Origin of the sequence: Acetobacter vaccinii (assembly GCF_008365315.1) — a bacterium.
In the GTDB taxonomy this organism is placed as follows: domain Bacteria; phylum Pseudomonadota; class Alphaproteobacteria; order Acetobacterales; family Acetobacteraceae; genus Acetobacter; species Acetobacter vaccinii.
This window is the reverse complement of the sequence record NZ_CP043506.1, coordinates 48,394-69,261: the sequence shown is the minus strand read 5'-3', so window position 1 is coordinate 69,261 and position 20,868 is coordinate 48,394. Positions and strand designations below refer to the sequence as shown.

The following is a 20,868-nucleotide window of genomic DNA, read 5'->3' as shown; positions in this document are numbered from 1 at the left end:
TGGGCTGGTGCCTGCGGGGCTTACGTCCGGTGTTGGCCGGATAGAGTGTGTGAGAAAGCCATTGCCTGTCCTGCCGGAAAATTACCCTATGTTCGGACTGCGCTTTTCCACCTTGACGGAGCAGGGGGTGGCGGAGCGTGTGGTCACAACCCACCGTACCGCAGCCCAGGGTGTGGGGGCGGTGATTACACCCAATATCCAGCATATCAGCCTTATGGGCCATAATCCGGCTTTGCTGCGGGCCTGCCAGAACGCGGCCTTGCTGACGTGTGATGGTTTTCCGCTTTACTACTATGCCCGTGCCAGAGGGCTGCCGGCGACAGGCCGGGTGACAGGCCGGGGTATTGTGGCAGCCCTGTTGGCCCAGCCCCAACGTCTGGCGCGGCACAGGTTATTTATGGTGCTCGACAGTGCGCGCACTGTTGCGGCTGCCAAAGCCTGGGCGGCCCGTAACGGTTTGTCGGACGTGCTGGAGTGTTATGTGCCAGACTATGGGTTTGAGACCCGCCCGGCCGACTGTGCCACTCTGGCCCAGTGCATAAGCCAGCACGGCACCACCTTGCTGTTTATGGGGGTGGGGGCTCCCCGGAGTGAGATTTTTCTGGATCAGTACCGGCAGGACCTGCCCCCATGCTGGGCCTTGTGTATAGGGCAGGCGTTGCTGGTGGCGTTTGGGCTTTTGCCCCAGCCCCCTCGGCTGGTACTGGCCTGTAATCTGGAATGGTTGTGGCGCATTGCCATGGAGCCACGCAGGCTGCTGCGCCGTTATGTTGTTTCAGCGGCAGGTTTTGCCTGGGCTGTTCTCAAGGATATGACACGTCGTGGCTGAAGGAGCAGGCGCTATGGTGGACAGGGTATGCGGGCCGTATCGTGCCACGGGGGCTTACAGCCATGGAGGGCGCAATGCTGCATAAGGGACGTCGCGCACCGGCCGCGAAAAAGAAGGTGCTTATTCTGGGTGGTGCCCCTGATGGGGAAAAAATCGTCCAGAAACTGCGTGAAAAACCCGATGTGTATGAGGTGATCGGCATTTTTGACGATCGCTGGAAGCGCCTTGAAAGTGTCGGCCACACCGTGCCTGTGCTGGGTTGTGTGGATGATATGATCGCAGTGTGCCGGCAGGACCTGCCGGACATGATCATCATTGCCATTTTTGATGCCGGGCGTGAGCGCCTGCGCGCCATTGTGCAAAAGGTGATTGTGCTGCCGGTCGATGTCTATCTGGCCATGGATATCATCCCCCCCGGTTTTTCCCGCGGGCCTGTGCAGGATGATCTGGGCATGTGCCTTATGCCCATCAGCCGCCAGCCTTTGTCGGGCAGTAATTTCTGGGTCAAATGGATGGAAGACAAGGTGCTGTCGGTTATCCTGATTACCTGCCTGTCTCCGCTTTTTCTGCTTATTGCCGGTCTGATCAAGCTGGACAGCCGTGGGCCGGTGTTTTTTGTTCAGAACCGCTACGGTTTTAATGACCAGGTGATCCGGGTTTTCAAGTTCCGGACAATGTACCAGGAGAAGGGTGACGCAACAGGGGCTATCCGCACCTCCCGCAATGACCCGCGTGTTACGCGGCTGGGCCGTTACCTGCGTAATTTCAGCCTGGATGAACTGCCCCAGCTTTTTAATGTCCTATTTGGTGAGATGTCGGTGGTTGGACCACGAGCGCACGCGACTGCCATGCGTGTGGGGGACGAACTGTATGAAAAGGCGATCGACTGCTATTCAGCCCGGCACCGTGTCCGGCCGGGCATGACGGGGCTTGCGCAGGTTGAAGGCTACCGGGGTGAAATTACAACACGTGAAGCCGCACAGAAGCGTGTTGATTTTGACTTATACTACATCACACACTGGTCGTTTCTTCTTGATATGAAAATTATATTCAGGACATTTAAAATTGTCCTGTTCAGCCGTGAGAATGCGTTCTGACCAGACAGGTATATTCTGTCAGACGTATGCGGGACGACGACGTAACTAACGGCGCACGGAGGAGACAATGCTGGGACGCAGGATGTTTGTCGCAGGTGGGGCAGCCATAGGTGCGGGGCTTGGCCTGGCACCACAAGCCCGCGCCGCCCGGCAGGAGGAATGGGCCAGCTTTCGTGAGCGTTTTGTAAGCCCCGAAGGGCGGGTGCTGGACACTGGTAATGGTGGCATTTCGCACACGGAAGGGCAGGGCTACGGCATGCTGTTTGCCCAGCACGCCGATGACCGGGGCAGCTTTGAGCGCCTATGGACCTGGACCGAACAGAACCTGCGCCAAACAGGCACAGCACTCCATGCCTGGAAATACATACCCGGTGCAGCAGACCCCGTGCCCGACCCATCTTCCGCCACGGATGGAGAACTGATTCTGGCCCTTGCTTTGTCCCGCGCCGGGCGGCGTTGGGGGGATGAGGGCTATCGCCGGGCAGCGCAGACGCTGTACCGCGCTGTGCGTGAAAAGCTGGTGGTCAGGATCGGTGGGCGCAGCTTCCTTCTGCCTGGCCAGAATGGTTTTGTCTTTCCGCAGCGCACGGTCATCAATCCCTCCTATTACGTCTTTCCGGCCTTGCAGGACGCCGCGCAGGATGACCCGGTCTGGTACGATATTATACGGGACGGGCAGGTGCTGCTGGCTGTCTGCCGGTTTGGAAAATGGTTTTTGCCGCCCGACTGGGTTGAACTGACAGGGGGCGGGCTGGTTCCGGCTCCAGCACAGGGCTGGCCACCCCGGTTTTCCTACAATGCGGTGCGTGTGCCGTTGTACATGTGGTGGGGCCGTGTTTTTACGGACGAGGATCAGGCAACCTACAGCACGTTTTGGAACACATTCGGGCCTGAGCACCTGCCTGCCTGGGTCGATGTGACCACCAACCAGTGTGCCCCGTATTCCGGGCCGGAGGGGTTCCGGGCCATCGCTCTGTGCACAGGGTTGACTTACGATGGGGCTCTGTCGGACGTGCTACCTTCAGTTTTGAGAAGTAACGACTATTACTCCGCAGCCCTCTGTATGTTGGCAAGACTTGCATCGGATGACGTTTTGACTTGAATAATTTTCATCAATTGACGCCATTAATATCTTGTTAATGAAATTTTCACGAACTGTGTCTGCTCTGTTTTGTAAAGATTTTTCAGGTGACCTCATAGTAAAGTGAAACAGCATTGATCTGTTTGGCTTTTACATGATAGCGTGGCGCATCTTTGTAACAGCCCCGTGCCATAAAGGATGAAATCTCTGTGTTGAACGCTGCTTCGCGCCGAGGCTGGTGCCGTGGTGCCTGTGCTGTTGTGGCATGGGCTATTCTTGTTGGTCATGCCAAAGCACAGGTTGCGTCATCGCAGGACTCTGCCCCTTATGAAGTGCCAGAGCGGCCCAGCGCGCCGCTGGCTCCCACGGATGTATCGCGCAACGCGCAGCCAGTAGCGGCACTGGGTGCCCCTTCGCCGGTTGCGCAGGCTTCTTACAATCAGGCTCCAGCTCCGGTCGCAGCAGTTACGCGCCCCCAGGCAGGCGTGGTGCCCCCTGCGCCCCCGGCCTATGTGCCACCTCCGGTTTCTGCTCCTTCAGCCGTGCCTGCGCCCATGCCGCAGGCGGGGCTGGTTGACCCGGCAGGTCAGACGTCCGCACCGCCTCCGCCGTCCGTTCCGGCTTATGCGCCAGCCCAGTCAGCAGGGTTTGCCCCGGCACCCGCAGTGCCCGCACCACAGCAGGCTGCCCCTCCGGTGGCGGCTCCCGCACCTGCTTACGCAGCAGCGCCTGAACAGCCTGCCCCCGTGGTCGATCCGGCTTACCCCGAAGCGGCTGCATTGCCTGCTCCGCTGCCTCCTGCCCCCGTTATAAACCCGGCAGCCCGGCATGAAATCACCCGGACAATGACCTTCCGGGAACTGGGCATTACCACGCCCATGACATTGCGGGGCTTTTCGCCGCTACAGGGTTTTGACATTCCCGTTCCGGCGGACGAGGTCGTAACCCGTGCGCAGGTAGTTATAGATGGCGCTCTGTCGCCCTCCCTGCTGCCCGAGGCCAGCAGCCTGACGCTGACCCTGAACGAGCAGTATGTCGGCACCGTCAAGGTGGACCCGCAGAACTCCCGCTTTGGGCCGCTTGCGTTTGATCTGGACCCTATATTCTTTACTGGCCTGAACCGGCTGAACTTCCATTTTGCGGGTGAATACAGGCGCGACTGTAACGACCTGCATAATGGTGTGCTGTGGGCCCGCGTGTCCGACCTGTCCAAGGTCATTATCACCACCATGCAACTGCCGCCTGTGCGCAAGCTGTCGCGGCTGCCTGCACCGTTCTTTGACCCTAACCTGCGGCATGTTGTGCGGGTGCCGTTTGTGTTCCCGCATGTGAATGGCCAGAACTCGCTCAAGGCCGGTGGTATTGTGGCCTCCTGGCTGGGCAGACTGGCAGAGGCACGGGGCGTGTCCTTCCCGGTCTCCAACACCCTGCCTATGTCGGGGAACGCTGTGGAAGTGGGCGAGAATATTCCTGTCGATGACAGGGGTAGCATGCCCGCAGGCCCGACCGTGCTGGAAGTGGCCAACCCGCATGACAACTGGGGTACCATCCTTGTCGTGACCGGACGCAACCAGCGCGAAGTGGAAATTGCGGCCCGTGTGCTGGTGTTTTCGCCTGATACGCTGGGTGATGTCTCATCCCGCGTGGTGGAAGATGTCGCCCTTGCACCGCGCAAGCCTTATGACGCCCCCGCATTTGTGCCAACAGACCGTGTTGTGCGCTTTGGGGAAATAATGCCCGCAACCGCGTTGCAGCGGCAGGGCAGTGCCCCGTTGGGGATCGACATTCCCTTCAGCCTGCCGCCCGATCTGTTTAGCTGGCGGCAGCGTACGTTCCCGGTCAAGCTGTGGGTGCGTACTCCTGCGGATGCCGCGTTTGAGCATGATGGCTCACGCTTGGATGTGTCGCTCAATACGTCTTATCTGGAAAGCTTCCCGCTGTTTGAAAACACGGTGTGGAAACAGTGGGGTTTGCAGGTTTCCGGCCCGCATGTCGGGGCTCTGGGTGTGCGTGCTGGCCTGCCGCCGCTTCTGCTGTTTGGGCAGAACCGCCTGTCGCTCGACTTCAACGTCCGTCCGATCGACCGTGGGGCCTGCCGCCGTGTGGACGAGGACTTCGTGGCCGAAGTGGATTCGGATTCTTCCTTCGATTTTCGGGGAAGTTACCATTACACCACACTGCCTAACCTGACGTATTTTGCGGGCTCGGCCTTTCCGTTCTCCCGTATGGCCGATTATTCGGAAACAGCGGTGGTCATGCCGTCGCAGCCTGACAGCGGCGTTGCAAATGCGTTCCTGAATCTGATGGGCTTTCTGGGGGCTTCTACCCATTATCCGGTGGCCGGAATCCAGCTTGTTTCCAGTGATGATGTCAGCCGCCTGACCCCGGCGCGCGATATCATCTTTCTTTCCACCATCGATCAGGTCGGTCCCGCGCGGGAACTGCTGACCGGCTCTGCTTACGAGATCAACGGTCAGCGTGTCAGGCTGGGTCAGCGGACGATGCTTGATGGTATCTGGTACCTTTTCCAGAACCTGGGTCTGGGTGGGGAAGAAAAGGGGGCAACCCCTGCACTCAATGCCCCGATTGCCAATGCCGGTCTGCTGATTGGCGGTGAATCACCCTATGTCAGCCATCGTTCGGTCGTGGCGGTGCTGGGTGACACCCCGCAGCAGCTTGTGCAGATGGTGGATAGCCTGCGCGATAAGCAATCCCTGCCTGCCATGCAGGGTGACCTTGTCATCCGCAATGGGGCACGGCTGACTTATTATCGTAACTCCCGCCAGTATGCGGTTGGCACATTGCCGCGCTGGATCAGGCTGGAGCTGTATCTGCAATCCCACCTGCTGCTGCTGTGCCTGATCTCGCTCGCGGGTGTTGCCCTTATGGGCACAGGGGCCATGGCCCTGCTGAAGGCGCGTGCGCGGCGGCGTCTGCATAATGTTCCTTCATCGGATGATACATCGGCCAGTTCCTGACGCAGGGTTTGGCAGAGTGACGGTCCGGCTTCCGTCCCGTAATGGGGCGGAAGCCGGAACAGGTTTGCGGGTTGGTCCTGGCAACGCAGGACAGAGAGGATAAAATTATGAGTGCGCTTCTGGCTGGGCTGACAGTGCTGATTATTGGTGACAGTCACGTCACGTTTAAGGATTCCCTGCTGACACTCCTGCCGGATGCCTATGTCAGCGCAGGTGCCAAAGTGGTGACATACGGTGTCTGCTCCTCCACAGCGGCAGACTGGGTCGTGCCTAATCCCAACAATGGCTGTGGCGCAGCGCAGCGGATTGGCAACGCTCCGGTTGGAGATGCGGTGATGAAGCCGACATCCCCGCCGCCGATCGCCTCCCTGCTGGAAAAGTGGCACCCCAATGTTGTCATGGTGGTGCTGGGTGACACAATGGCGGCCTATGGCCAGAGCGAGATGTCCAAAAACTGGGTGGATGAACAGGTGAAAACCCTGACCTCCAGCCTGGGTGATGCAGCCTGTATCTGGGTGGGGCCAACCTGGGGGGAATTCAGCCCCCGTTACGGCAAGACCGATAAACGGGCGCAGGAAATGGCAGGCTTTCTGAAAACGGAAGTATCTCCCTGCACCTATGTGGACGGCACACAGCTTATGGCGCAGGGCAGTGTCAAAACCATTGACGGTGTACACCCGACCGCTGCCAGCTACCGGCAGTGGGGTGATGCCATTCTGGCGCAGACCATGCCCATGCTTGAGAAGCTGAAGAAAAACTGAAGCATTTTTTGGTTGTGGCGACAGCAGCGCCGTAAACCCTTTGCAGTAAGAGTGTCGTGTTAATGTCCCTCCCTCGGGTTCAGCAGTTCTGGAAAGCAACATTTGCAAAAAGCCTGGCCTCGCCAGCGCGGCGGCGGGATGTTGACGGCCTGCGCGGGCTGGCGGTTCTGCTTGTCATGTTCTTTCATGCGGGCTGGATACGCGGCGGGTTTATTGGCGTTGACATTTTTATTGTCATTTCAGGCTATTTCATGGGGCGCTCCGCCTTCATGCAGCAGCCTTTCAGGCCCGAACGCTTTGTCTGGCGCCGCCTTTACAGGCTGCTGCCAGCGCTTGTGTGCATGGTGGTTCTGGTTTCGGCGGGCATGCTGTGGTGGGTGCTGCAAAGTGACAGGGCGGATATTGCGCTGAATGGTGCCTATGCGCTGGTGTACCTGTCCAACATCTGGGCCAGTGGGCATGTGGGGTATTTTGAAGGGCAGAGCATTGCCTACCCATTCCTGCACACATGGTCGCTGTCTCTGGAAATGCAGTTCTATGCCATCATCTTTCTGGTGGCGCTCCTTCTCCCCAGTCTGAGGCGGCGGCGGTCTGCCTTGTTTGCTATTCTGGGTGGATCAGCCCTGTGCAGTCTGATGGCGCTGCATGTGGGTGACAGACAGGCTTATTACAGCATTTTCTCCCGCCTGTGGGAGTTCGGGCTGGGCACCCTGATCTGGTTTCTGCCGCGGCTGCGCTGCTCGGCCAAGGTGGCAGACGGCATCTATGGCGCGGCTGTAGCACTTATTGTTGCCTGCGGTGTTCTGTTTGACTTGTCGGCGGCCTGTCCTTCCTTCATTGTTGTGCTGCCCTGTGCTGCGACCATGCTGATCATCATGCTGCCCGAAACGCGGGCCCGCAGGGTGCTGGAGCAACTCTCCCCCGTTGGGGTCATCTCGTATTCCCTCTATTTGTGGCACTGGCCTGTTATTGTGCTGGCGGCATATCTGTTCTCCATCCAGCCGCAGGGCGTCATTATGGCGCCTGTACTGGGTGTTGCCTGTCTTGCGGGCCTGCTCAGCTACATCGGGGTGGAACGCCCGATGCTTGATTACGAAAATACGGCTTCTCCCGCGCGTTGCCGTGGTGGAGCCATTGCACTGCTTGGTGTGTGCTGCCTTGTGGCGGCGGTTCTGGCGGGCGTGTCCTTTGTCTCGCGCGTGCATTAGGTCTGGAGGGGTGGTCAGGCATGTCCAATACTAACAGCAGCCTGTTCCCGCGTTGCGTGGCAGCGCCTTGCAGGACACGGCAGAACTTTGTGCTGCTTGGCGTGCTGGGTGCAGTGTGGACTGCCTCGCTGTCCAGCGGGTATGCGCAGACTGCGCCAGCAGGTGCCGCGCCCAGCGTGGGCCGTACACCCACCGCCCGGACCGATGCGTCCATGTTCCAGCAACTGATGTCAGAGACTGGCTACTGGCTGTCCCAGCGCCGTTTTGACCGGGCGCAGGATGCCGTGCAGAGGGCGCTGGACATTCAGCCCCGTAATGCTCAGGCGCTGGTACTGCTTGGCACTGTGCAGAAAGCACGGGGCGATATGGAAGGTGCCCAGCGGACCCTGGCCATGCTCCAGGCCTCTGGCGCGCCGGTGGATATGGTGGACACCCTGCGCACGGTCATCGACGCCCAGCCGCTGGATCAGGCGGCTCTGGCGCAGGCGCGTGCGCTGGCCGCCGAAGGCAAGGTGTTTGCCGCGGCACAGAAATACCGGGCGCTGTTCCCCCATGGGCCACCGCCCGATCTGGCTTTGGAATATTACGGTGTGCTGGGTGCCACAGTGCTGGGGTATCAGGAAGCCGTCAGCAAGCTGGATGCCCTGCTGCGGCGCAACCCTTCCGATGTGGACGCCCGGCTGCTGTTTGACCGTATTCTCACATACCGCGAAACATCGCGTGCTGCGGGTCTGGACGGGCTGAAGCGTCTTGCGCGGGGTGATGTGCCGGTTCGTATCCGCACACAGGCACAGGCCGCCTGGCGGCAGGCGCTGTTGTGGGAGCCCGCAATAGGCGCGACCATCCCTCAGTATTACGAGTGGCTGTCCCAGCACCCCAGCGATACGGAAATTGCCGAACGGCTTGAAAAAGCCAGAGAAGAACAAAAACGGATAGATGCCGACACCGCCCGTATGACCGGTTTTCAGAACTACGGAAACGGGCAGATGGCGGAGGCGGAGCAGGAATTCGCCAAGGCGCTGGCTTACAACCCCAAGGACGCGGCTGCCTTGGGCGGGATGGCGCTGATTGCCCAGAACCGGCATGACTGGCCGCAGGCCCAGACCATGTTCCAGCGTGCGATCGAGGCTGATCCAACCACGGCAGAACACTGGCAGACTGCGCTGGACGCCATGAGGAAGAGCATGGTCGCAGCGCCGGTGACAACGGTTGCCAGCACGCTGCCAGCGCGCATCAACCACGAAATTCTGACCCAGAACAGTGCCGCCGCCCGGCAGGATATTGCCCGCCTTGCGCAGGAGCCGGGGCAGCAGATGACAGCACTGCTCTTCCGCGCGACACTGGAACTGCGAGAAGGCCATAGAGACGAGGCAAAGGAAGCGTATCGCAGTATCCTCATGCGTTCGCCCAGGCATGCTGTAGCCCTGGCAACGCTGGTGGACATGCTGCTGCAGGACGGGCAACTGGACGAGGCAGAAGATGTTCTGCGCCGTGCGGGTGACAGCAGGCCCGACCTTGCCGCCCGCCTCCGTAACGCCCAACTGGTGGGTGAGGCGGAGGAGGCTCAGGATAGCAGCAAACGGATTGCCCTGTTGCAGGATGCCGTCCAAGCTGCCCCGCAGGATGCCTGGACCCGGCTGAAACTGGCGCAAACCCTGGCAGAAAGCCAACGTGCGAGCGAAGGTCAGGCTTTGATGGACGGCCTGCTGGAGCAACCCCACCCCCAGCCAGCGGCAATCGAAGCTGCGGCGATTTATGCTGATGGGCAGAATGATTTTGCCCGGGCGCGGACATTGGTTGATCGCCTGCCACAGGCCCAGCAAAGTGCGGCCATGCAGGCCATTGGCCAGCGCGCGCAGGCGGGGCTTGAGGTTGACCGTCTGGCGCAGGAAGGTACGCAGGGGCTCGATGGGCTGAAGGCACTGGCCCAGCAGCCTGACCCCGATGGGCACCGGGCCCCGCTGTTGGCCGAAGCCCTGTTGCGGCAGGATGCGGTGGATGACGCCTATAATACCCTCAAACGGGGTGAGGCCGAGGCCCCGGATATGTCCCCCCCGTCACGCAGGCTGGGATATGCCGGGCTGTATCTGCGGCTTATGGCCCAGCGGAACGATCCCGCCCTGCACCAGCGTGTCGCGCAGGATGTGCAGCGCAGCCTGAACGCGTTTGACCACGACATGCAGGCAACGGATAACGTTGTGACGCCGGCCCAGAAACAGGTGCGTGAGCAGATCGAGGCCGGGCTTGTGGCCATGCAGGCTGATGATATGACCCGCGCAGGCCATGCCAGCGATGCCCGGGCCTATCTTGCCTCCTTTGTCATGCAGCATCCGGGGGCAGTCCAGTCCCGTCTGGCTATGGGCCGCGCTTATGCTGCGGAGGGGCGGCCCGAGCGCGCACTGGCGGAAGATCAGGTTGCGTTACAGCAGGACCCCGATAATAGCGCAGCGCTGGAAGCCGCCGTGCATGACGCGGTGCAGGCTGGCAAGCCGGAACTGGCCAGCACACTGGAGAAGCGCCTGTCCCGTACCCGCCCAGACACGGTGGAGACATGGCGTGCCCGGGCGGAAATCGCACAGGCAGCAGGGGATTCCCGTGCGCAGCTTGCGGCGGAAGAGCAGATACGTATTGCGGAATGTGCAGGCCGCACCGATGGTACCTGCGACCAGAAGGGTATTCTCAAACCGGATTATCGGTGGCCGCAGGTTGATAGCTCCTACCGGGACCTGCAAGGGGCCATGCTGCCCGATGCCTACCACTATCTGGTGCAGGACAGTGCTGCGGAGGAGGCCAGCCGATCGGTCGTCTATCTGCGGGATTCAGTCTCTCCCCAGCTTGATGGCAACATGTTTGTGCGTAACCGTACCGGCACGGCCGGGCTGGGGCAGTTGACGGAACTGGCAGTACCTCTGACAGGCAGCCTGCCGTTTGGGTCGTGGGACCACAGGGTCTCCTTTTCCATCACACCGACATTCCTGTTTACGGGCAATCCATTGTCCAACGAGGGGTCAAACCATCAGTTTGGCATCTGCTCGCTGGTGGGGACATCGGGGCAGTGCCCGTCTTCCTTCGGGCACCATTATTATGTGCAGGGGGTGGGGCTGAACCTTCAGTATGTCCATCATTGGTTCAGCGCCAATGTGGGCTCGTCCCCGCTGGGCTTTCCCATTGCCAATGTGCTGGGTGGGGTTGAATTTGCCCCGCATCTGACACGCAACCTCGTCCTGCGCCTGAAAGGCGGGCGGCAGATGGTGACGGATAGTGAACTGTCCTACGCCGGTATGCGCGAGCCCATAACGGGTGAAAAATGGGGTGGTGTGACCCGTATTCAGGGCCACGGCACGCTGGAATGGGGCGAGCCGAACTGGAACGTGTATGCAGGCGGCGGCTTTTCCTATCTGGAAGGCACGAATGTCAATGACAACACGGGGGTTGATGTCGAGGCTGGTGGCAGTGCCGTGGTCTGGAAGGCTGACAACCGCCAGTTCCTGCGTACTGGGTTGGACTTTATCTATCTGAATTATCGGTCCAACAGCTATTCCTTCAGCTGGGGGCAGGGTGGTTACTTCTCGCCTCAGGGGTATTACGCCATCATGCTGCCGCTGGAATGGACGGGCCATTATGGCCGCTGGACATGGCTGCTGCGGGGTGAGGCTGGCTACCAGCATTACCACTCCAAGGCGTCGGCATTCTTCCCCATGAATGATGGTCTGCAATCCCTGTTGAATGAATATACCAGTGCGCAGGACGTTGGCGGCGTTGCGGGTAATGTGCGGGGCCGGGTTGTGTACCAGCTTACCCACAAGCTGCGGATGGGGCTGGAGGCTGGCTACAGCCGTGCCGGCAGTTGGTCTGAAATATCGGGCATGATCATGGCGCATTATGCGTTTGATGGTCTCTAAAATTTTCTGCCACGCCCTGCTAAAGGGCGCAGGCGGACAGGGGAGGGACCCATGAAACGGGTAGTGTACGGCATGGGCATGGTGGCTGCTCTGCTGGGGGGCATGGGTGCCGTGCCCTCGCGGGCGGCCAACTGCCCCGTTGGTGGGGCCATACCCTGTATTCCTGCTGCGGACACAACAGCAGGGCTGCTCGCTCGCTCCCCGGGTGTTGGGGATGATGCCCAAGATGGCCATGCGGTGGGCGACCTGTGGCAGGTTGGTGGGCGTGTCTGGCAGGCGGTATCCGTGCAGCCTGGGGCGGCACAGTGGCAAATGCTGCCCGATACAACCCTGCCGGGAGATGTCTTTGGCACCCGGACCCGTTTTGCAGGGGGGACTGTCCGGCTGGTGCGCGGCTATGTCGGCCCCGCGCTGGATGTGGAAGTAACCCATCAGGGCCAGCAGCAAACACGGACCTTGAACCTTACCGCACAGGGCGGGTTGGATACGGCCCCCCTGCAGGAGCGTGACCCCGGCACCTATGCGTTTGTAACGCGGGTATATGACCAGTCAGGACACGGTCATGCGCTGGAGGCGACAGCAGGCAGGCACGTTGTCCATATTGGCGAAGTCCGGATTGCGGGAGCCGAGGCCATGTCCTGGGGGGAGGCCAATGGCCCCGGCGGTTTTGTCATACCAGCCGATATGCGGCTGGATACCAGCGGCTTCTTTTTTAGCACATTAGGTACCTATGCCTCGTCCAATGCGGGGTATGCCGCGTACCCTGTGCCGCTTGTGCTGGGGCAGGAAGGGCTGGGCTTCAAGGTCTTTTTTGGCAGCTATTCTCTGGATGGTTTTGTCCATGTTGCCGACAATGCCTCCCCGGATCAGAAGCTGGATCTGGTGGTCAACAATGCCCCGGCGATGTTTTCCGTCTGGCGGCAGGGTACTGCCATGCGGGTGAGGTCGGGCAACATCCACGCTATGGGGCAGAACCTTGCTTCTGCCGCAGCCCTTGCCGGTGGGTACCTGGGGTACAATGCCGATGGCGGACCATGGTTCAGCCAGGGGCGTAATACAGGACAGTGGACCGGGGTTGTTCTGGCAGACCATATCAGCGATCCGGAGCAGGTCAGCCATTTTCAGGCGGCTGTGGCCCGGCAGATCAATGCCATGCCGCAGGTGCGCCGTACGGTTGTGACCATTGGTGACAGCCGGACAGAAGGCTATCAAGTGCCTGATGGCCGCAACTGGCCATGGCTGATGCAGGCTAATATGCGCTACCAGAGCTATAATCTGGCGGTATCCGGCGCAACCACGCGGCATATGCTGGGCATGCTGCCTGCCGCAGCCCGTGTGGCAGTCCACGCGGGGGAACGGGTGGCAGTCGTTTTCGGTGGCTTTAACGACCACATTCAGAAAACCGCTATCCCGTATGAGGAAACAGTGGAGAATCTGGGCCAGATTGTCAGCCAGTTGCAGGGTATGAAATACCATGTCGTGCTGGTGGAGGAGGCGGCGTCAGACTCAGTTCTGCGCGCGCAACTTCACGCCGCAGTACAGGACGGGCGCATCCGGCCTGACAGCGTGGTGGACCCCTTTGCTCCCGGACACCCTCTGGCAGACCCCTCCAACCCGCAATACTGGGTGGGAGACATGACCCATCCTTCCGCTCTGGGTCAGGCGGAACTGGCACGGTGCATCTGGCGTGCTGTCAGTGTGTATTTTCCTGAAAGGCGACCATGACATGGTGCAATGGTCCAGAATAATGCCTTACGCGCTGATGAGCCTGGGGGTTGCGCTTGTCGTCCTGGCCAGTCAGGTGATTGTGCCGCCGGGAATGCAGCTTTACCTGGCGGTGCTGACCATGCTGTGCGCGCTGGTGGTGGACCATCGTAAAGGGCACGCTGCAACGCTGTTGCTGGTCAGTTTCTCTCTGTTTGTATCGTTGCGCTACATGTGCTGGCGCATTCTGACAACATTGCATTTTGACAACTGGTTTCAGGCTTTGCTGACCATGGCGCTGATTTTTGCCGAGGTCTATTCCTGGATCATTCTGTTTCTGGGCTATGTGCAACTGGCCTGGCCACTGGCCCGTAAGGAGCAGCCCCTACCGCATGACAGGGCGCTGTGGCCGACGGTCGATGTCTATATTCCCACATATAATGAAGACCTGAGCGTGGTCCGCAACACGGTGCTTGCGGCAAAGGCCATGGACTGGGCCGAAGGGAAGGTGAAAGTCTATATTCTGGATGACGGACGTCGCCCGGAGTTTGCGCTTTTCGCGCAGGAGGCAGATGTTGGCTACATCACCCGGCCCGACAATAGACATGCCAAGGCTGGCAACCTCAATCACGCCATGCGGTATACGGATGGGGAGGTCATAGCCGTTTTTGACTGCGACCATATTCCCGTCAAAAGTTTTCTCACACGGACTGTGGGCTGGATGGTGGCCAACCCGCGCATTGCGCTGGTTCAGACCCCGCAGCATTTCTATTCCCTCAACCCGTTTCAGAGAAATCTGGTCACGCGTGAAGGCCTGCCGCCTGAAGGAAACCTGTTCTACGGCCTGATCCAGCCGGGCAATGACTTCTGGAACGCAACACTGTTTTGTGGCTCCAACGCCGTTCTGAGGCGGGAGGCATTGGATCATATCCACGGCTTTGCTGTGGAAACGGTGACTGAAGACGCCCATACCTCGCTCAAGCTCCAGCGCAAGGGGTGGGAGACTGCCTACCTGCGCGAGACCCTGGCCGGAGGGCTGGCAACAGAAAGTCTGGCCCTGCATATTGGCCAGCGTGTGCGCTGGGCACGGGGCATGGTGCAGATTTTCCGCGTTGATAACCCGTTGCTGCACAAGGGGCTCAGACTTGGGCAGCGGCTTTGCTATCTGGCCGCCATGTTGCACTTCTTCTTTCCTTTGCCGCGGCTGGTGTTTCTGCTTGCGCCTCTGGCGTTCCTGTTCATGGGGCAAAGCGTTATCAATGCGGCTCCTCTGGCGGTGATGATGTACGCCATTCCGCATCTTTTCCATTCCAGCATTACACAGTCGCGCATGCATGGGCGGTGGCGCTATTCCTTCTGGGGTGATGTGTACGAAACCTCACTGGCACCGTTTCTGATGCCTGTGGTGCTCAAGGCGTTTTTCATGCCTTGGCGTGCAACCTTTAACGTGACCGCCAAGGGCGGAATGGTCGAGCATGACTATCTGGATGCGCGGATGATCTGGCCCAATGTGGTGGTCTGTGCGCTGCTGACATTGGGTGTGCTGGTCGGGGCGTTTGGAATGTACAGGCACGCTGCCGACGTCCGCCTGTTTCAGGTGTATTTGATGAGTGTAATCTGGGCTATCGTCAACGCGGTTGTGGTGATGGGGGCCATTGCCGTGGGGTATGAGCGCAGGCAGATCCGCCGTGCGCACAGACTGCCCGCCCAGCTCGACGTTACCGTTACCGTGACGGATGGGGAGACACAGACCAGCTATCCGGGCCAGACCATCGATATTTCAAAAGGTGGCCTGTCCGTGCGGACAGCACAGCCGGTGACAGCACCCTCGACGATGATCATGGTCACGTATGTGAATGAGCGTGATGGTATCCGTGTGGAGGTGCCCGCCTGCATTATGGGCCAGCAGAATACAGTGCTCCGTCTGGAATGGCGCAGCCGCGATTTGCAGGATGAAGCTGCCATTGTCGGCATGGTGTTTGGTCGTAGCGATACATGGCTGTACTGGGACGACTTCCGCTCCGATAAGCCATGGCGCAGCCTGCTCCTGCTGTTGCGGAGCAACCTTGCCTTTATGGTGTCGGTGCTGGTCCGTGGCCGGGGGATGCAGATCCGGTAACGGATGCCCTTGAGCGTTTTTTATCGGAGAATAAAAACGGCCCTTTTGCCAGCCTATGGGATGTAGGAAGGCAAAAGGGCCGTTGCTTTGCGCGGCCTGGAGTGGGTCAGGCCCTGCGGACGATGTAGGTTTTTTCCAACGCTTTGGTAATCTGGGCGGCATGTTCGGGGTCACGCGCCTCGATCATGACTTCCAGCTCCGCAGCCTGCACCGATGGCGCGGCAAACAGGCGCTGGTGGGAGACTTCTATGATGTTCCCCCCGGCCTGTCCGATGGTTTTGGAAATATCAGCCAGCACGCCAGGGCGATCAGGGATTTCCATGACAAGCCGCAGGATGCGCCCGTCGCGCAGCATGGCGCGCAGCAGGGTATTAGCCAGGATACGGCTGTCGATGTTCCCGCCCGAGATCGGCAGGGCGACTTTCTTGTCCCGGAAAAGTTCAGGGTAGGTCAGCACCGCAGCCAGTGCGGCACCGCCGGCGCCTTCACTGACCTGTTTGGCGCCTTCGGCCAGCAGGGTAATGGCGTTTTCAACCGCAGATTCCGAGACAACCAGAACCTCGTCCACCAGCTTGCGGATAACCGCATCGGTCTGCTGCCCGATCTGCAGGACGGCAATACCCTCGGCAATGGTTGCTCCGCCGTTAGGGCGGGTGGCCGGGCCGGGGAAAGCGCAGAGCGAGTCATAATTTTCAACCTGCACACCAATAAGGCGCAGGTCAGGCCGCAGGGCACGGGCCGCAACGGCACAGCCCGACAGCAGGCCGCCACCGCCAATAGGCACGACCAGCGCATCCAGCGGCCCGGCATCTTCCAGCAGTTCCAGCGCGCAGGTGCCCTGTCCGGCCATAACGGCGGGGTCGTCGTAGGGGTGGACAAAGGTCCGGCCTTCACGCGCCTGCAGGTTCTGGGCAAAGGCCAGTGCTTCGGCAAAGCTTTCGCCTTCCAGCAGCACTTTTGCCCCCCAGTTGCGGGTGCGTACCACTTTGCCTGCCGGTGTAAAGCGGGGCATGACAATAACGGCGTCTATCCCCAGCAGGCTGGCATGGCGGGCAACGCCCTGGGCATGATTGCCAGCGGAAACGGCAATAACACCGCGTGCGCGTTCCTCGGCGGACAGCAGGGCCAGCTTGTTGGCTGCCCCGCGTTCCTTGAAGGACCCTACCGCCTGCAGGTTTTCCAGCTTGAGCGTAATGTCCGCGCCAGTGGCTTTGGACAATGCGTGCGAGGCAATGGTGGGCGTGCGGATGACCTTGCCGCGGATGCGCTCGGCCGCCGCGGTGATATCCTCAAGAGAGATCATGTCAGATAAATTTTACGGACAGGATTTCGTACGTGCGGTCGCCGCCCGGTGCGGGAACGGAAACAGTGTCCCCTTCCTGCTTGCCAATAAGGGATTTGGCCAGCGGTGAGGAAATGGAAATCTTGCCCTGCTTGATTTCAGCTTCGTGCAGGCCAACGATCTGGTAGGTAATTTCCTTGTCGGTGTCTTCATCAACAAGGCAGACAGTGGCGCCGAACTTGACGTGACTGCCCGAGAGAGAGGCAGGGTCGATCACCTCGGCCGTGGAGATGATGTCTTCCAGCTCCAGAATACGGCCTTCGATAAACGACTGGCGTTCACGCGCGGCATGGTATTCGGCATTTTCAGACAGGTCGCCATGGCTGCGGGCTTCCGCGATAGCGCGGATGACAGCCGGACGTTCCTCGGATTTCAGCTTGCGAAGTTCGTCTTCCAGCTGTTGCAGGCCTTTGCCCGTCATGGGAGTTTTCTGCAAGGCATGTCCCCGGAATAAAGCTGCCGGCCCGGGAGGGGTCGACACGGAAGTTATAAACAGAACACGGCCTGGCGGCACCCCTTGAGCCAAGGGGGCCACCAGGCCGCTAACGATGGGGCCGGATGTTAACGCCAGCCCAGTCGATTAGAACGATCCGCTAAAATATGACTGAAGCGGCGCAACTTCAAGCGGTCCTTTGCGGATTGCCGCAATGGCGTGGGTTGCAGCCCGCGCACCCGCCATGGTTGTGTAGTGCGGAATACCCAGTACCAGGGCCGAGCGGCGGATGTCAAAACTGTCAGCAACGGACTGCGCGCCCTGTGCGGTGTTGATGACCATCTGCACCTCACCCGAGCGGATGGCATCCACGCAGTGGGGCCGCCCTTCGAGCACCTTGTTGATATTTTCCACCTCAATACCGGACTCACGCAGCTTGCGGGCGGTGCCGCGTGTGGCCAGGATCTTGAAGCCCATGGACGCCAGCAGGCGGCCCAGCGCAGGCAACTGCGGCTTGTCGCTTTCGCGCACCGACAGGAACACAGCCCCCGATGTAGGCAGCTTGACGCCCGCCCCAAGCTGGGATTTGGCAAAAGCCCGCTCGAAGGAGGTGTCCAGACCCATGACTTCGCCGGTGGAGCGCATTTCCGGACCGAGGATGGTGTCCACTTCCGCAAAGCGGTTGAAGGGGAAGACCGCTTCCTTGACCGCGACATGCGGCACCACAGCCTTGTCATCAAGGTTGAAGGCGCTCAACTGGTCACCCGCCATGACACGGGCACCGATTTTAGCCACCGGAACCCCCGTGGCCTTGGCGACAAACGGCACCGTGCGCGATGCGCGGGGGTTAACCTCCAGCACAAAGACTTCCTGATCCTTGATGGCGTACTGCACGTTCATCAGCCCGACAATGCCCAGTTCCCTGGCCATGGCTTCTGTCTGGGCTTTCAGTTCGGTCACGATTGCGGGGGACAGGGTGTAGGGGGGCAGGGCGCAGGCGCTGTCGCCAGAGTGGATGCCTGCTTCCTCAATATGTTCCATGACCCCAGCCACATAAACGGTGGTGCCGTCGGCAATGCAGTCCACATCGGCCTCAATGGCTTCGTTAAGGTAGCGGTCGAGCAGGATCGGGCCAGAGGAAATTTCGTGCCCGGCCAGACGCAGCACATCGCGCATGTAGCGCTGGAGCGAGGCGCGGTCGTAAACGATTTCCATCGCACGGCCACCCAGCACGTAGGACGGGCGGACAACCACCGGGTAGCCCACGCGCTCGGCCACGGCCTCGGCTTCTTCAGGGTTGCGGGCAATGCCGTTTTCAGGCTGGCGCAGGCCCAGCTTGTGCAGCATGGCCTGAAAACGCTCGCGGTCTTCTGCCCGGTCAATGGCATCGGCCGGGGTGCCCAGCAGCGGAATGCCTGCGGCCTCCAGCGCGCGGGACAGCTTGAGCGGGGTCTGGCCACCATACTGCACAATGCAGCCGCGCACCGTGCCGTTGCGCTGTTCGCAACGGATCAGGGCAATCACATCCTCGGCGGTCAGCGGTTCAAAATACAGCCGGTCGGAGGTGTCATAGTCGGTGGAGACCGTCTCGGGGTTACAGTTGACCATAATGGTCTCGTAACCCGCTTCGCGCAGGGCGTAGGCCGCATGCACACAGCAGTAGTCGAACTCGATCCCCTGGCCGATCCTGTTGGGGCCACCACCAAGGATGATGATCTTCTCGCGGTCGGTCGGGTGGGATTCACAGGCTGGGGGGGCAAAATACCCTTCGTAGCTGGAATACATATAGGGCGTGTTGGAGGTGAACTCACCCGCGCAGGTATCAATCCGGCGGTAGGCAGGCACCACGCCCTTGTCTTCACGCAGGCGGGCAACTTCCGCAGGCTGTGTGCCCGACAGGCGGGCAAGCTGCACGTCGGAAAAGCCCAGGGCCTTCAGGCGGCGCAGGTGGCGGGCATCGGTGGGCAGGCCGTGGGCTTCCACCTCACGCTCGGCGGCGATGATGCGCTGCATTTCCCGCAGGAACCAGGGTTCGAACTTGCAGGCTTCGTGAATATCCTCAACCGACAGGCCCGCACGCAGCGCCTGTGCGGCCATGAGGATGCGTTCCGGCCGGGGCTGGGACAGGGCAGCGCGGAAGGCGTCGTCCCCACCATCGCCGGGCACTTCGACCGGGTCCAGCCCGTTCAGGCCGGTTTCCATCGACCGCAGGCCCTTTTGCAGGGCTTCGGGGAAGGAGCGGCCAATGGCCATGGCCTCACCCACCGACTTCATGGAGGTGGACAGCAGGGCAGGCGCGCCGGGGAACTTCTCGAAGGTGAAGCGCGGGATCTTGACCACCACATAGTCGATCGTCGGCTCGAAGGAGGCCGGGGTGGTGCGCGTGATGTCGTTCTTCAGCTCGTCCAGCGTGTAGCCAACAGCCAGCTTGGCCGCGACCTTGGCAATGGGGAAGCCGGTTGCCTTGGATGCCAGCGCGGAGGAGCGCGAGACACGGGGGTTCATTTCAATCACCACCATGCGGCCGTCCTTGGGGTTGATGCCGAACTGCACGTTCGACCCCCCCGTTTCCACGCCAATGGCGCGCAGGCAGGCGATGGAGGCATCGCGCATACGCTGGTATTCTTTGTCGGTCAGCGTCAGCGCGGGGGCAACGGTGATGGAGTCACCCGTATGCACGCCCATGGGGTCGATGTTCTCGATCGAGCAGATGATAATGCAGTTGTCCGCCGTGTCGCGGACCACTTCCATTTCAAACTCTTTCCAGCCCAGGACGGATTCTTCCACCAGCACTTCCGTGGTGGGGGAGGCGTCGAGACCGGAGAGGATGATCTGCTCAAACTCTTCGCGGTTGTAGGCAATACCACCGCCAGACCCACCCATGGTGAAGGAGGGGCGGATAATGGTGGGAAAGCCGATCTGCTTGAGGGCCTCGTGCGCTTCAGCCAGGGTATGGGCAATAAAGCTGCGCGGGCTTTCAATGCCGATGGCGTCCATGGCTTCGCGGAATTTCTGCCGGTCTTCCGCACGGTCGATCACGTCGGCGCGCGCACCGATCAGTTCCACCCCATGCTTTTCCAGAAAGCCTGAAGCATGTAGCGCCATGGCTGTGTTCAGCGCTGTCTGGCCACCCATGGTGGGCAGCACGGCGTCGGGTTTTTCCTTGAGGATAATGCGCTCGACCACCTCGGGGGTAATGGGCTCCACATAGGTGGCGTCCGCAAGGCCCGGATCGGTCATGATGGTGGCCGGGTTGGAATTGACCAGGATGACCCTGTAGCCTTCTTCCCGCAGGGCCTTGCAGGCCTGTGCGCCGGAATAGTCAAACTCGCACGCCTGACCGATAACAATAGGACCGGCGCCGATGATGAGGATGGAGCGGATGTCTGTCCGTTTGGGCATGGTACGTTCGGT

12 protein-coding genes are annotated in these 20,868 nt (G+C 60.4%); 9 read left to right on the top strand and 3 right to left on the bottom strand.

Features of this window, described 5'->3' with window-relative positions; translation table 11 throughout:
- Positions 1 to 88 precede the first annotated feature (88 nt).
- The 9 genes from FLP30_RS00275 to bcsA all read left to right on the top strand — a co-directional run bounded on the left by FLP30_RS00275 (position 89) and on the right by bcsA (position 15,679).
- A complete protein-coding gene (locus FLP30_RS00275; protein WP_149277825.1) occupies positions 89 to 829 on the top strand; it encodes a WecB/TagA/CpsF family glycosyltransferase in 741 nt (246 codons plus the stop codon).
- Between the two features lie 74 nt (positions 830 to 903).
- Entirely contained in the window at positions 904 to 1,926 is a 1,023-nt protein-coding gene (locus FLP30_RS00270) for an exopolysaccharide biosynthesis polyprenyl glycosylphosphotransferase (RefSeq protein WP_168200019.1), read from the top strand.
- Between the two features lie 67 nt (positions 1,927 to 1,993).
- Positions 1,994 to 3,028, top strand: a complete 1,035-nt coding sequence (locus tag FLP30_RS00265; protein WP_149277823.1) for a glycosyl hydrolase family 8 — start codon at positions 1,994 to 1,996, stop codon at positions 3,026 to 3,028.
- A 191-nt stretch (positions 3,029 to 3,219) separates the two neighbouring features.
- On the top strand, positions 3,220 to 5,985 hold the full coding sequence (locus tag FLP30_RS00260) for a cellulose biosynthesis cyclic di-GMP-binding regulatory protein BcsB (RefSeq protein ID WP_149277822.1): 2,766 nt from the start codon (positions 3,220 to 3,222) through the stop codon (positions 5,983 to 5,985).
- A 107-nt stretch (positions 5,986 to 6,092) separates the two neighbouring features.
- Complete coding sequence (locus FLP30_RS00255) at positions 6,093 to 6,746, top strand: SGNH/GDSL hydrolase family protein (RefSeq protein ID WP_149277821.1); 654 nt, start codon at positions 6,093 to 6,095, stop codon at positions 6,744 to 6,746.
- 62 nt (positions 6,747 to 6,808) lie between these two features.
- The gene (locus FLP30_RS00250; protein WP_149277820.1) at positions 6,809 to 7,954 is read left to right on the top strand and encodes an acyltransferase family protein; all 1,146 of its coding nucleotides are present in this window, start codon (positions 6,809 to 6,811) and stop codon (positions 7,952 to 7,954) included.
- A gap of 20 nt (positions 7,955 to 7,974) precedes the next feature.
- Positions 7,975 to 11,856: a cellulose biosynthesis protein BcsC gene (locus FLP30_RS00245; RefSeq protein ID WP_149277819.1), complete on the top strand. Its 3,882-nt coding sequence runs from the start codon at positions 7,975 to 7,977 to the stop codon at positions 11,854 to 11,856.
- Between the two features lie 51 nt (positions 11,857 to 11,907).
- Positions 11,908 to 13,581 carry an SGNH/GDSL hydrolase family protein gene (locus FLP30_RS00240; protein WP_149277818.1) on the top strand — a complete coding sequence of 558 codons (1,674 nt, stop codon included), beginning with the start codon at positions 11,908 to 11,910 and terminating at the stop codon, positions 13,579 to 13,581.
- A gap of 1 nt (position 13,582) precedes the next feature.
- Positions 13,583 to 15,679, top strand: a complete 2,097-nt coding sequence (gene bcsA / locus FLP30_RS00235; protein WP_149277817.1) for a UDP-forming cellulose synthase catalytic subunit — start codon at positions 13,583 to 13,585, stop codon at positions 15,677 to 15,679.
- A 106-nt stretch (positions 15,680 to 15,785) separates the two neighbouring features.
- Here the strand turns inward: bcsA and FLP30_RS00230 are convergent, their stop codons facing one another.
- From FLP30_RS00230 to carB, 3 genes are all read right to left on the bottom strand, one after another.
- A complete protein-coding gene (locus FLP30_RS00230) occupies positions 15,786 to 16,982 on the bottom strand; it encodes a threonine ammonia-lyase (protein ID WP_149277816.1) in 1,197 nt (398 codons plus the stop codon).
- 1 nt (position 16,983) lies between these two features.
- On the bottom strand, positions 16,984 to 17,457 hold the full coding sequence (gene greA / locus FLP30_RS00225) for a transcription elongation factor GreA (protein ID WP_149277815.1): 474 nt from the start codon (positions 17,455 to 17,457) through the stop codon (positions 16,984 to 16,986).
- A 144-nt stretch (positions 17,458 to 17,601) separates the two neighbouring features.
- Positions 17,602 to 20,856 carry a carbamoyl-phosphate synthase large subunit gene (carB, locus tag FLP30_RS00220; protein WP_149277814.1) on the bottom strand — a complete coding sequence of 1,085 codons (3,255 nt, stop codon included), beginning with the start codon at positions 20,854 to 20,856 and terminating at the stop codon, positions 17,602 to 17,604.
- Positions 20,857 to 20,868 lie beyond the last annotated feature (12 nt).

Excerpts from the sequence above, each read along its gene's own strand:
- FLP30_RS00275 (WP_149277825.1), top strand. The coding sequence starts at position 89 with ATGTTCGGACTGCGCTTTTCCACCTTGACGGAGCAGGGGGTGGCGGAG.
- FLP30_RS00270 (WP_168200019.1), top strand. The coding sequence starts at position 904 with ATGCTGCATAAGGGACGTCGCGCACCGGCCGCGAAAAAGAAGGTGCTT.
- FLP30_RS00265 (WP_149277823.1), top strand. The coding sequence starts at position 1,994 with ATGCTGGGACGCAGGATGTTTGTCGCAGGTGGGGCAGCCATAGGTGCG.
- FLP30_RS00255 (WP_149277821.1), top strand. The coding sequence starts at position 6,093 with ATGAGTGCGCTTCTGGCTGGGCTGACAGTGCTGATTATTGGTGACAGT.
- FLP30_RS00250 (WP_149277820.1), top strand. The coding sequence starts at position 6,809 with ATGTCCCTCCCTCGGGTTCAGCAGTTCTGGAAAGCAACATTTGCAAAA.
- FLP30_RS00245 (WP_149277819.1), top strand. The coding sequence starts at position 7,975 with ATGTCCAATACTAACAGCAGCCTGTTCCCGCGTTGCGTGGCAGCGCCT.
- FLP30_RS00240 (WP_149277818.1), top strand. The coding sequence starts at position 11,908 with ATGAAACGGGTAGTGTACGGCATGGGCATGGTGGCTGCTCTGCTGGGG.
- bcsA (WP_149277817.1), top strand. The coding sequence starts at position 13,583 with ATGGTGCAATGGTCCAGAATAATGCCTTACGCGCTGATGAGCCTGGGG.
- FLP30_RS00230 (WP_149277816.1), bottom strand. The coding sequence starts at position 16,982 with ATGATCTCTCTTGAGGATATCACCGCGGCGGCCGAGCGCATCCGCGGC.
- carB (WP_149277814.1), bottom strand. The coding sequence starts at position 20,856 with ATGCCCAAACGGACAGACATCCGCTCCATCCTCATCATCGGCGCCGGT.